Origin of the sequence: Agrobacterium sp. CCNWLW155, from assembly GCF_036888815.1 — a bacterium.
Taxonomy (GTDB): Bacteria; Pseudomonadota; Alphaproteobacteria; order Rhizobiales; family Rhizobiaceae; genus Agrobacterium; species Agrobacterium radiobacter.
The window spans coordinates 96,319-108,614 of record NZ_JBAKFW010000004.1 but is presented as its reverse complement, the minus strand read 5'-3'; the positions used below and the strand labels follow the sequence as shown (position 1 = coordinate 108,614).

Sequence of the window (12,296 nt, the reverse complement as noted above, 5' to 3'; positions counted from 1 at the left end):
TTGCTCACGGCTGGAAATGATGCCCAGGAGCAATGATTGATGGCGAAGATTCTGATTACCGAAGATGAGGATGCATTGCGGGCTTTTGTCGCCCGCGCCCTGCGTCTCGACGGTCACGAGACCCATGAGGCGGCAGACGGCGAGCAGGGGCTGGAGAAGCTCCAGGAAACCAGTTTCGATCTTCTTCTTTCGGATATCCGCATGCCGGTCATGGATGGCATCGAGCTGGCGCACCGCGCCGCCGAAAGCTTCCCAGCCATGCGCATTTTGTTGATGACCGGTTATGCCGAACAGCGCGAACGCGCTGATGATCTGGCCGAAAAGATTGTCGATGTGGTTTCCAAACCCTTCGCGCTTCCCGATATCCGCAAGGCTGTCGCCCGTGCGCTCGCGGCGTGAGCGAAGGTTATAGAAATTTGAAAAGGGCGGCCGTCGGCCGCCTTTTTTGTTGACCAGACTTACCCGATGGTCTTTCCGCTTCCACTTCCGTCATCCCGGCCTTGAGCCGGGATCCAGCCAGCCCAAGGACTTGGGCTGAAAAAAGTCGTCTCGCCGCGCAGACGCGCGTCTGCTGGATGCCGGATCAAGTCCGGCATGACCGAGAAACTTTACTCTTTAAAACTGGCTGTACTGGAGCGCACTGAGTAAATCGGGCATGCGCCTCACTTGATATCCAGCAACCGCTCCAGATAACGCCGCTCGATTTCCCCCGGCGGGTTGTTGCCGAGCTTTTCACGGATAGCCTCGAGGATTTCGCGGGCACGCTGAACGTCGATCTCGTCAGGCACCTTCACCTGATCGCCGAAATCCGGGCCGGTGGTGCTGCGCGGACGGCCGAGCGGGTCGCGACCGTTCTGGCCGCCCTGTCCGGCCATGCCTTCCTGACCTTGCCCGGGCTGCTGACCCTGCTGGCGCATGGCCTGCATGATCTGGCCCATCATGTCCTGCGCGCCCTGTCGCAGCGCGTTCAGCGCATTGCCCTGGCCTTCGACAGCCTGTTCGCCCTGACCCTTGCCCAGTGCTTCACCGGCGCCCTGCATTTCCTGCTGCGCCTTGCCGAAGTTTTCGCCCGGTTCCATGCCGAGATCACGAAGACCCTGCTGCAATTCGCCGAGTTGCTTGCCGAGTGCATCCTGCTGGGCCCGCAGGTTTTTCAGCGCTTCGCGCAATTGTTCCGCAGTCATCTGGTCAGACTGTTGCTGCCCACCCTGCTGGCCATTTTCGCCCTGTTCGCCCTGCTGTCCCTGTTGCGGCGGCTGGCCGTTCTCGCCCATCTGGTGGTCGTCTTCGCTTTCGCCGCCCTGCTGCGGGTCGCCGCGCTGCATGCGGTCGCGCAGCGCCTGATCGAGCTTGAAAGTCTCGTCCATCAGCTTCTGCTGCTGCTGCAGGATTTCGCCCAGCTTGTCGATCTGCTGGCGCATCTTGCTGCTCTGCTGCTGCCCCTGCTGGCCCTGACGCTGCGGCCTGCCTGCCTGCAGATTGTTCATCATGCGCTGCAGCTGCGAGAGCATTTCCTGCGCCGCGTCGCGGTTGCCGGAGCGGGCGAGGTTCTCGATCTGGTTCATCATGTTTTCCAGATCGCGCTGGCGCAGCACGTTCTGCGCCTGCTGGTTCATGTTGGCTTGCGGCGCGTTCTGCATGCGCTGCGCAAGCTCGTTCATGAATTGTTGCATCGCTTCCCGCAGTTCCTGCATCAGCTTGGCGACCTCCTCGTCGGAGGCATTTCGCTGCAACGCTTCCGAAAGCGCCGTCTGCGCATCGCGCAGGCGCTTTTCGGCCTGCGAAAGGTCGCCATCCTCGATGCCGAGCGCGATTTCCCAGAGGTAATCAGCCGTATCCTTCAGCATCTCCTCATTATAGGCGAGCCGCATGCGGGTCTGCGCCGATTGCAGCAGGAGATAATGCGTGGTGTTGGGAATGGTCTCTTCCGGGCGCAGGCCTACCGCCTCGTTATAGGCGATGGCCTTCGGCATCTGGCGCGTGTCCAGTGAGAAAATCTGCCGCTGTTCGGCGATGGAGGCCGCCAGCGGTTCGGAGAAGTTACGGCCCGGCAGCACCATTTCATGCGCGGGGCTGCGGCCGGTCTGGCCGGCGCCGTCGGTCGCCACCAGCGTGATGCGCACGCGCTTGCCCGCCATCGGATGTTCGGTCAGGTTGCGGCTGGTCAGGCCCTTGATTTCGCGATTGTTCTGCCGCGGCAGATCGAGCTTGAATTCCGGCGCCGGGTAAAGTGCGGTTGCGCCTTCCGCTACGCCAAGCGGCTCGATGATCGCATGGGCTTCCTTCAGGCCGTAATCGTCCTTGGCCGTGAAGCCCACTTCCAGCGCGCCGTTGACGGCCCGGCGCGGCATGTTGTCGAAGGCGATGCTGGGCGGCTGGTCGGGAATGACGTTGAAGACCCATTGCTCGCCATTGGCGGTAATCATGCCGCTTTCGGTGACATCCATGGCGAAGGTGCGCGGCGCGACGGGCTGATCCGCCGAACGCACCGGCGCCTGAACGGCGACCTCGCCGCTTGCACTGTCGGCGCGCGCCGCTTCCGGTGCAAGCTTCTGCAATGCGCCTGCCATTTCCGGTTCGAAGGTCACCTCCTCGCCGCCATCGCCGCCGGTCATGCGGATCGTCAGCTTGGAGGATTGCGGCACGGAAACCGCGTCGCGGTTGGTTGCGTCACGCCCGGTCAGGAAAATCGGTGCGCGGCCGGTATAAGCGGGCGGCGTGACCCAGGCATCGAGACGAATATCCGGATTGAGCGGACCGACGACCGGCCGGCTGCGGAAAGCATCGGCAACGGTGCCCGCGCCGTTGGAATAGGAAAAACCGAAAGCAGTGACCAGAAGCAGTGCCGGAATGGCGCGCAGCGCCAGCCGGTCATAACGGGCGATATCGGGTTTCGGCAGGCCGGCATTGAGCGCGGCGATGCGCTCCGCCATGCGAATCTGGTGTTCTTTCCAGAGTGTGCGGGAAAATGGTGTGTCAAAGGCAGGTTCGTCTTCCTGCACGCCGACTGGCTGGTGCGCGAGACCGTTCCGATCCTCGAGGAGGCGCGACGCGTCATTATCTGTCGGCCATTTCAGCCTGAGGATCGGCAGAAGCGTGGCGATAAAACTGAAAACCAGCACAAAAACGATGCCAAGCCGCAGGAAATCCGGCATGTGTCGGTAAAGGCCGAACCAGGCGAGCGCCAGAAACACGGCGGCGATGGAGAGCGGCCACAGGGTTTTAGGTGCGATTTTCTCGCAGAGCAGCACGATTTTCGCGAAGAAGCGCTTGGCGGCAACCAGACGGGCAAGGTCCGGCCGCTGCGCGAATGCGCCGGTCGGGCGCTTTCTGCCTGTCCTGTCCTCTCCGGTTGTGGTCATCAATCCGTTCTCCCGGTTCTGGCCACGTCAAACGCCATTCCCGGAACGGCGAGCTGCTTGTATCCTGAGGGGCAAGGATAACATTCTTTGTGGCGAAGACGAGGGCAAGCGGATGCTCACCCCCATTTTTTAGGCAACTTCGCTTGATTGTGATCGGTCACGCGGTGCGACAGGCGAAATCAATCGAGCCAGACGGGTACGGAATCGAGAGCGATCAGCTCTTCATAGGTGCCGCGCGGGCGGATGACGTGGAACTTGTCACCTTTCACCAGCACTTCCGGCACCAGCAGGCGCGAATTATAGGTGCCTGCCTGCACCGCGCCATAAGCACCGGCGGAGCTGACGGCAATCAGATCACCCGGCTGCGGTGCGGCCATCTCGCGGTCCAGCGCCAGATAGTCACCGGTTTCGCAGACGGGGCCGACGATATCGGCCTTGATACGCGGCGCGTCTACAGCGGGCTGCGCGACCGGGCGAATGCCGTGATAGGCCTCGTAAAGCGTCGGGCGGATGAGGTCGTTCATCGCGCCGTCAACGATCACGAAGGTCTTCTCGCCGCCATCCTTCACATAGATCACCTCAGTCACCAGAATACCGGCATTGCCGACAATCAGGCGTCCCGGTTCGGTGATGATCTTACAGTTGAGGCTTTTCAGTTCATTCTTGACGATATGTGCATAGGCATCCGGCAGCGGCGGCGGGTTGTTGTCGTCGCGGTAGGGAATGCCGAGACCGCCGCCGATGTCGACATGACTGATCGTGTGTCCGTCGGTGCGCAGCGCCTCGACCAGTTCGCGCAGTAGCCGGAAGGCATCCTCGAAAGGCTGCAATTCGGTGATCTGGCTGCCGATATGCATGTCGATGCCGGTGACCTCGATGCCGGGCAGGGTGGCGGCATGGGCATAGACTGCACGCGCCCGCTCATAGGAAATGCCGAATTTGTTTTCTTTCTTGCCGGTGGAAATCTTGGCATGGGTGCGCGCATCCACGTCAGGATTGATGCGGAAGGAGACATGCGCCCTTTTGCCGGCCTTGACGGCGCGCAGGTTGAGGACTTCCAGCTCCGGCTCGGATTCGATGTTGAAGCAATAGATGCCGGCTTCCAGCGCGTAATCCATTTCCGCCACGGTCTTGCCGACGCCGGAAAACATGATGCGGCTTGCCGGCACGCCGGCGCCGAGCGCCCGGCGCAATTCGCCGCCCGACACGACATCGATGCCCGCGCCGAGCTTTGCCAGCGTCTTCAGCACCGCCTGGTTGGAATTGGCCTTCATGGCGTAACAGACCATGGCGTCCACATCGGCAAAAGCGCCTGAGAACACCTTGTAGTGGCGTTCCAGCGTCGCGGTCGAATAGACATAGAACGGCGTGCCGACCGCCTTGGCGATCTCAGGAACGGGCACGTTTTCGGCGTGCAGCACGCCGTCGATATAGCCAAAATGGTTCACGGCTTTTTACCCGTCAGAGGAGCTTGTCGAGAATGAACGGACGCTCAGCCGTTGCCGGCTTCGGCTCGCTTCCATCGGCGGCGCGTTTGTTGCGCATTTCGACCGGCGTGCTCGGCGGATCGATATCGCCTTTTCGCCCGCAGGCACTGAGAGCAAGGCTGACGGCGAGCGTCATGCCGATGGGAACGATGAGTTTGCGCGCGGTTTTTGAAAGCATGAGCCTGTCCAAAGGAAATATGTGCCTCTCTGATAACGAAAAACAGGGCGCTTGTGCACCCTGTTTCTGGTGATCGCAGCGTAACGCGATTTTATCAGTTGCGTCCACGCCACCAGGCGATCTGCTTTCGCACTTCCGAAGGAGCCGTGCCGCCGAAGCTCACGCGGCTGGCAACCGATGCCTCGACCGAAAGAACGTCGAAAACGCTGCTGGTGATGGCGGGGTGGATGGCCTGCAGGTCTTCCAGCGAAAGATCGGCCAGATCGCAGCCTTTCTTTTCCGCCAGCGCCACGGCATTACCGGTCACATGGTGAGCATCGCGGAAGGGCAGACCCGCCTCGCGCACCAGCCAGTCGGCGAGATCGGTTGCGGTGGAATAGCCCGAACCGGCTGCTGCGCGCATGCGGTCCTTGCGCACTTCAAGGTCGCGGATCATGCCGGTCATGGCGGCAATCGCCAGTTCCAGGCTTTCGGCGGAATCGAAAACCTGTTCCTTGTCTTCCTGCATGTCCTTGGAATAGGCGAGCGGCAGGCCCTTCATGACAGTCAGAAGCGCTACCAGCGAGCCGTTGATGCGGCCGGTCTTGGCGCGCACCAGTTCGGCTGCGTCAGGGTTCTTCTTCTGCGGCATGATCGAGGAGCCGGTGGAAAAAGCGTCCGACAGGCGGATGAAGCCGAATTGCGGCGTCGACCAGATAACGATTTCTTCGGCGAGACGCGACAGATGCGTGGCGCAGATCGAGGCGATCGACAGGAATTCCAGCGCGAAATCGCGGTCGGAGACGGTGTCGATGGAATTGCGGGTCGGCTCGCGGAAGCCGAGCGCCTTCGCCGTCATGTGGCGGTCAATGGGGTAGCCGGTGCCGGCAAGAGCGGCAGCACCGATCGGGCTTTCATCCAGATGCTCGATGGCGTGGCGCACGCGGGCGCGGTCACGGCCGAACATTTCCACATAGGCCATGCAATGATGGCCGAAGGTGACGGGCTGGGCTGTCTGCAGATGGGTGAAGCCGGGCATGACCGTATCGGCATTTTCTTCGGCGCGATCGAGGAAGGCGGCGATGAGCGCGGTCAGCATGCTCTCCGTCTTCTGCAATTCTTCCTTGACCCACAGGCGGAAATCGAGCGCCACCTGATCATTGCGCGAGCGGGCGGTGTGCAGACGGCCGGCCGCCGTGCCGATGAGGGTGGCAAGCCGCGCCTCGATGTTCATGTGAATATCTTCGAGCTTGCGCGAGAATTCGAAGGTGCCGGCCTTAATCTCTGACAGGATCGTGTTCAGGCCGTGAACGATCTTGTCTTTATCTTCCTGCGAAATAATGCCTTTTTCCGCCAGCATGGCGGCATGCGCCATAGAGCCGCGGATGTCCTGGGCGTAAAGCTTCTTGTCGAAGCCGATGGAGGCATTTATCTCTTCCATGATGGCAGATGGCCCGGAAGCGAAACGTCCGCCCCACATCTGGTTGGAGGATTTCTGATCTGTGCCGTCAGCCATGTTAAGTGCCCTGGAGTATTCGATGACAGAAAAAAGGCCGTTCAGGCTTCCTTCCGCCAAATTGGTTGCAATTGCTGCCGTGGCCGGTGTGCTCGCCGGTGCTGGCGCGGTCTGGTTCAGGCATATTGGGTCTGAGAGCCCGGTTCAAGGGGCAGCGGTGGCCGAGGGCGGTTTATGTGAAGGTGCGGCAAACCGCATCGCTTCGCTGAAGCCGTTTCTGAAAGGGCAGGTGGCGGCCATGTCGGCGGCGGACAAGCCGCGCGTCATCCCGCTGTCCTTCAAGGGACCGGAGGCTAAGGACATGACGCTTGCCGACCTCAAGGGCAAGGCGGTCCTTCTCAACCTCTGGGCCACATGGTGCGTGCCCTGCCGGGAAGAGATGCCGGCTCTGAACGCGCTGGAGAAGGAAAAGGGCGGCGAGAATTTTGAGGTCGTTGCCGTTAATATCGATGTCGGCGCGGATGAAAAACCGAAAGCCTTCATGGATGAATATAAGATCGACGCTCTGAAGCACTACCGCGACAGTTCCATGGGCGTCTTCAACGTTTTGAAAAAGGAAGGCCTCGCTTTTGGCCTGCCGGCAACCCTGCTGCTGGATGAAAATGGCTGCCTGCTCGCGGCCATGAACGGCCCGGCCGCGTGGGACAGCGAGGATGCCAAGGCGCTGGTGACCGCCGCGACGGGAAAATGATGCCGGTGGCTGGATCCATGAGTTGAGAGCCGCAACCGCCCTCAAGACAGGCCTGTCCAGCGGATGGGCCGGTGCAGACAAGCCGGCACCCGCCCCGTATAATGATCCTGCTTCCGCCATGGAATAGGTGCCGACATGGAGTTGCTTATCCCCCGGCTTGGTCTTGCCCTTGCCATCGGCCTGCTCGTCGGCCTTGAGCGCGGCTGGCGGGAGCGTGATGCGCCGGCGGGCAGCCGTACCGCCGGGATCAGGACCTATGGCATTGCCGGCCTGCTCGGTGGCATCTTCGGCATCTTGGCCGATGAGCAGGGCAATGCCTTCGCCTTTGCGGCGGGTTTTCTGGGATTCGCATTCAGTTTTTCGTGGTTCAAGCTGCGTGAGGCGCGCCATGACAATGATTTCAGTGTCACCGGCGTGGTTGCGGCGCTCTGCGTCTTTGCCCTCGGCGGGCTTGCGGTAACGGAACAATATCAGGCGGCGGCGGCTGGTGGCGCGGCCCTTGCGGCATTGCTTGCGGGCAGGGAAGTTCTCCACCGTCTGCTGAAACGGTTGACATGGATCGAGCTTCGCTCCGCGCTGGTGCTTGCAGTGATGACCGCCGTCGGCCTGTCGATCCTTCCAAACCGGACAATCGATCCGTGGGGCGGTTTCAACCCCTGGGAAATATGGCTGTTCACCGTGCTCAGCGCCACGATTTCCTATTGCGGCTATATTGCCGTGCGGTTGCTCGGCTCAACCCGCGGCCTGCTGGTGACCGGGCTGGCGGGTGCTCTGGTTTCATCGACCGCCGTAACCGCCAGCTTCGGGCAGAAGGCGAAAAGCGGTGAAAACGTCTGGCCTCTTGCCGGTGTGGCGGCGCTGGCCGCGGCTGTATCGCTGCTTCGGGTTCTCGCTATCGTCCTCGCCCTCTCGCTGACGACGTTTTCCCTCATCGCACCGGCAACGCTGACCGCTGCACTGGTTCTCGGATTGAGCGGCGCCGGCCTGATAAGGCTGCAGGACACGCAGCCCGGACAGGAAATCGACGCAAAAAATCCGTTCGACTTGGTGCCCCTTGCCATCTTCGCCGCGCTCTTTGCTGCAACGCGAACGCTGAATGCCGTTCTTCTCGTCTGGATCGGCACGGGTGGTTTCATCGCCCTCACGGCTTTGTCGGCCATATTCGATGCCGATGTCGCCGTTCTCAGTGCGTTGCGAGCCAACGCGCAGAATCTTTCGCCTGATATCGTGGCGAGCGCAATTCTCGCCGCTCTCGCCGCCAACGCGGTAGGCCGCGTATTCGTCGCTGCCGTTTCCGGAACGCTCGTTTATTGCGGGTTGCTCACGGCCGCATCCGTCCTCGCCGCCGGCGCTGGCGCGGTCATTTATCTGCTGATTGCCTGAGAGTTCAGCCGAAGGCAGAGACGATATTGGTCCGGGCTCAGCGCGTGGGGACCGGCGTCTCGCCGCGATAGTCGTAGAATCCGCGGCCGGACTTGCGGCCGAGCCAGCCGGCCTCGACATATTTGACCAGCAGTGGGCATGGGCGGTATTTGCTGTCGGAGAGGCCATCATGCAGCACCTGCATGATCGACAAACAGGTATCGAGACCGATGAAATCGGCAAGCTGCAGCGGTCCCATCGGGTGGTTGGCGCCAAGCCGCATGGCGGTATCGATGGCTTCCACCGAGCCGACGCCTTCATAAAGCGTATAGATCGCCTCGTTGATCATCGGCAGCAGGATGCGGTTGACGATGAAGGCCGGGAAATCCTCGGCGACGGTGATCGCCTTTTCCAGCGTCCGCACATAATCCTTGGCCGCGTCGAAAGTCTTTTCATTGGTGGCGATGCCGCGCACCAGTTCCACCAGTTTCATGACCGGCACCGGGTTCATGAAGTGGATGCCCATGAACTGCTCGGGACGATCGGTGGCGGATGCAAGGCGAGTGATGGAGAGCGAAGACGTATTGGTGGCGAGCAGCGCTTCGGGCTTCAGGACCGGGCAGACCTGCGCATAAATCTTGCGCTTGATCTCTTCATTTTCCGTCGCGGCCTCAATGACGAGATCCATGGCTGCCAGATCATTGATATCAGTCGATCCGCTGATCAGCGCCAGCGCCTGCTTGCGGGCGTCGTCCGAAAGCTTGCCGTTGGTGACCTGGCGGGCGAGATTGCCGTTGATCGTGGCGAGACCGGCCTCGATGCCTTCCTTGGAAAGATCGTAGATATGGACCCTGTAACCGGCGATGGCGGAGACATGTGCAATGCCGCATCCCATCTGACCGGCTCCGATGACACCGATGTTTTTAAAGGGGGCGGTCATAGGTTGGTCTCCTCTCAGGGATTTTGTCTGCGTTATTGCCGGCGATGTTACGCATATCGCCGAAAAAGAGAAGGCGGCGCGTTTAAAAAACGCGCCGCCTCCAATTTATGCTTAAATTACAGCGATTTTTCGAGTTCCGGCAAGGCTTCGAACAGATCGGCGACGAGGCCGTAATCCGCAACCTGGAAGATCGGCGCTTCTTCATCCTTGTTGATGGCGACGATAACCTTCGAGTCCTTCATGCCGGCCAGATGCTGGATGGCGCCCGAAATGCCGGCGGCGATGTAAAGCTGCGGGGCAACCACCTTACCGGTCTGGCCCACCTGCCAGTCGTTCGGCGCATAACCGGCATCGACGGCTGCGCGCGATGCACCAACGGCTGCACCGAGCTTGTCGGCGACGGGAAGGATGACTTCCTTGAACTTCTCGGAAGAACCAAGCGCACGGCCGCCCGAGATGATGATCTTCGCAGAGGTCAGTTCCGGACGGTCGGACGACGCCAGGGCATCGGAAACGAAGCTGGAAAGGCCGGGGTTTGCCGCCGCGCCGATGGTTTCGACCGTTGCCGAACCGCCTTCGGCCGCTGCCGCAAAGGCGGTCGGACGCACGGTGATGACCTTCTTGGCGTCGGTTGCCTGCACCGTCTGGATGGCGTTGCCGGCATAGATCGGGCGCTTGAAGGTATCAGGGCTGACGACTTCAATGATTTCCGAGACCTGGGCCACGTCGAGAAGGGCCGCAACGCGCGGCGTCACGTTCTTGGCGGATGCTGTCGCCGGGGCGATGATGACGTCATAGGAGGAGCTGAGCGAAACAACCAGCGCCGCCAGCGGCTCGGCGAGCGCGTTGGCATAGGATGCGTCTTCGGCGAGCAGCACCTTGGACACACCGGAGAGTTTCGCGGCAGCGTCGGCAGCGCCCTTGGCATTGGCGCCGGCAACCAGCACATGGACGTCGCCGCCAATCTGCGTTGCCGCCGTCAGCGTCTTCGCCGTCAGGTCGGAAAGGGTTGCGTTGTCGTGTTCTGCCAGAAGAAGAATGGCCATAAGAATATCTCCCTTTTCCGAAACCTTAGAGGACGCCGTCGGCTTTGAGCTTTTCGACCAACTCGGCAACCGAGCCAACCTTGATGCCGGCCTTGCGGCCCGCAGGTTCTTCGGTCTTCAGCACCTTCAGGCGCGGCGAAACATCGACGCCGAAATCGGCCGGAGCCTTCTTGTCGAGCGGCTTCTTTTTCGCCTTCATGATGTTCGGCAGCGAGGCGTAACGCGGCTCGTTCAGGCGCAGGTCGGTGGTGACGACGGCGGGAAGTTTCAGCTCGATCGTCTGCAAACCACCATCGACTTCGCGGGTGACCGCGACCTTGCCGTCTGACGGTACGACCTTGGAGGCAAACGTGCCCTGGCCCCAGCCGAGAAGGGCGGCCAGCATCTGGCCTGTCTGGTTGCTGTCGTCATCGATCGCCTGCTTGCCGACGATGACGAGACCGGGCTGTTCAGCCTCAGCGACACCCTTCAGCAGCTTGGCGACGGCGAGCGGCTCAACCGTTTCGTCGGTCTCGATGAGGATGGCGCGGTCGGCGCCCATGGCGAGCGCGGTGCGCAGCGTTTCTTCCGCCTTGGCCGGGCCGATGGAGACGACCACGACTTCTTCGGCCTTGCCGGCTTCCTTCAGGCGAAGGGCCTCTTCCACCGAGATTTCGTCGAACGGGTTCATCGACATCTTCACATTGGCAAGCTCAACGCCAGAACCATCCGATTTCACGCGGATCTTCACGTTGTAATCGACGACTCGTTTAACGGGGACAAGGATTTTCATCGGCGGCTTTCCTCAAACTCCTGTCCGCTTTGGCCAGTTGACCGCGCGGACCTCCAAAAACAGGTTGGCGACATGGATAAGCATTTTTCCCGCAAATACAACGGAGCAATCTTCATTATCACATGCACGTAAGGCATATCTTACGTTGACGTTAACGTAAATACTCTATCTCTCACGCAGGGTCTCATCTACCCCCGTCATAGCCCCGTTCGATTTGCGACAACCCTGCCGTTTGCGACGTATTCTTGAACTGCGCCGCCCTCGGCGCAACAATGGTGCGGTCAAACAGGGGCACGCCTCGCCTGCGCATGAAAACCACCAGGATCGCGCCTGCTATTATGCCGCCGACATGGGCGCCCCAGGAGACGTTTTCCTCGAGCCCCAGCGCCAGCATCAGGAACTGCTGGCCAATCCACAGAGCCAGCGGAATGAAGGCGGGCAGGGGAAGCGGAATGCGCATGAGAACCAGCACCCAGACGCGCACCCTGGGATGCAGCAGGAAATAGGCCGCGACCACGCCGGAAACCGCACCCGAAGCGCCGATCAGCGGTCCTTCCGACGTGGGTGAGACGACGCCGTGAAACAGCGCGCCGACAATGGCGCAGGCAAGATAGAAGATCAGGAAACGGAAATGGCCAAGCGCGTCCTCGACATTGTCGCCGAAGACCCAGAGAAACAGCATGTTGCCGGCCAGATGCCAGAAATCGAGATGCAGGAATGCGTAAGTGATGACGGTCAGATCGTCAGGCACCACCTGCAGGGCCGGTTCCAGATAGGCGTAGTCGAACACCACGGCCGGAATGAAACCAAGGCCGAGCGCTGCGGCATTGGCCTCGGTATCGCTGGCAAGCACGCCGGTAAACAGCCAGACCAGCACATTGACCACGATCAGGCCGATGGTGACATATTGCAGCCGGATATGCTTGAGGGAGTTCGCATCGTGCAGCGGTATGAACATCGAAC

11 protein-coding genes are annotated in these 12,296 nt (G+C 61.0%); 3 read left to right on the top strand and 8 right to left on the bottom strand.

Annotated elements, in window-relative coordinates; genetic code table 11:
• Positions 1-39 precede the first annotated feature (39 nt).
• Positions 40-399 carry a response regulator gene (locus tag V6S97_RS15000; protein WP_003509924.1) on the top strand — a complete coding sequence of 120 codons (360 nt, stop codon included), beginning with the start codon at positions 40-42 and terminating at the stop codon, positions 397-399.
• A gap of 263 nt (positions 400-662) precedes the next feature.
• Here V6S97_RS15000 and V6S97_RS14995 read toward each other — a convergent pair whose 3' ends face one another.
• The 4 genes from V6S97_RS14995 to argH form a co-directional block, all read right to left on the bottom strand.
• Positions 663-3,362: a TIGR02302 family protein gene (locus tag V6S97_RS14995; RefSeq protein WP_112295534.1), complete on the bottom strand. Its 2,700-nt coding sequence runs from the start codon at positions 3,360-3,362 to the stop codon at positions 663-665.
• A gap of 179 nt (positions 3,363-3,541) precedes the next feature.
• Positions 3,542-4,810: a diaminopimelate decarboxylase gene (lysA, locus tag V6S97_RS14990; RefSeq protein ID WP_334427304.1), complete on the bottom strand. Its 1,269-nt coding sequence runs from the start codon at positions 4,808-4,810 to the stop codon at positions 3,542-3,544.
• A gap of 13 nt (positions 4,811-4,823) precedes the next feature.
• The gene (gene lptM / locus V6S97_RS14985; RefSeq protein ID WP_003509930.1) at positions 4,824-5,027 is read right to left on the bottom strand and encodes an LPS translocon maturation chaperone LptM; all 204 of its coding nucleotides are present in this window, start codon (positions 5,025-5,027) and stop codon (positions 4,824-4,826) included.
• 94 nt (positions 5,028-5,121) lie between these two features.
• A complete protein-coding gene (argH, locus tag V6S97_RS14980) occupies positions 5,122-6,522 on the bottom strand; it encodes an argininosuccinate lyase (protein ID WP_003509932.1) in 1,401 nt (466 codons plus the stop codon).
• 22 nt (positions 6,523-6,544) lie between these two features.
• Here argH and tlpA point away from each other — a divergent pair, with 22 nt between their 5' ends.
• A complete protein-coding gene (gene tlpA, locus V6S97_RS14975; RefSeq protein ID WP_003509934.1) occupies positions 6,545-7,213 on the top strand; it encodes a thiol:disulfide interchange protein TlpA in 669 nt (222 codons plus the stop codon).
• A 135-nt stretch (positions 7,214-7,348) separates the two neighbouring features.
• Positions 7,349-8,596 carry an MgtC/SapB family protein gene (locus V6S97_RS14970; protein ID WP_003509936.1) on the top strand — a complete coding sequence of 416 codons (1,248 nt, stop codon included), beginning with the start codon at positions 7,349-7,351 and terminating at the stop codon, positions 8,594-8,596.
• A 37-nt stretch (positions 8,597-8,633) separates the two neighbouring features.
• Here V6S97_RS14970 and V6S97_RS14965 read toward each other — a convergent pair whose 3' ends face one another.
• The 4 genes from V6S97_RS14965 to V6S97_RS14950 all read right to left on the bottom strand — a co-directional run bounded on the left by V6S97_RS14965 (position 8,634) and on the right by V6S97_RS14950 (position 12,291).
• A complete protein-coding gene (locus V6S97_RS14965; RefSeq protein WP_003509938.1) occupies positions 8,634-9,515 on the bottom strand; it encodes a 3-hydroxybutyryl-CoA dehydrogenase in 882 nt (293 codons plus the stop codon).
• Positions 9,516-9,631: 116 nt separating this feature from the next.
• Positions 9,632-10,561, bottom strand: a complete 930-nt coding sequence (locus V6S97_RS14960; protein ID WP_080866932.1) for an electron transfer flavoprotein subunit alpha/FixB family protein — start codon at positions 10,559-10,561, stop codon at positions 9,632-9,634.
• A 25-nt stretch (positions 10,562-10,586) separates the two neighbouring features.
• On the bottom strand, positions 10,587-11,333 hold the full coding sequence (locus V6S97_RS14955; protein WP_080864778.1) for an electron transfer flavoprotein subunit beta/FixA family protein: 747 nt from the start codon (positions 11,331-11,333) through the stop codon (positions 10,587-10,589).
• A 184-nt stretch (positions 11,334-11,517) separates the two neighbouring features.
• Entirely contained in the window at positions 11,518-12,291 is a 774-nt protein-coding gene (locus tag V6S97_RS14950; protein ID WP_003509590.1) for a rhomboid family intramembrane serine protease, read from the bottom strand.
• Between the last annotated feature and the right edge of the window lie 5 nt (positions 12,292-12,296).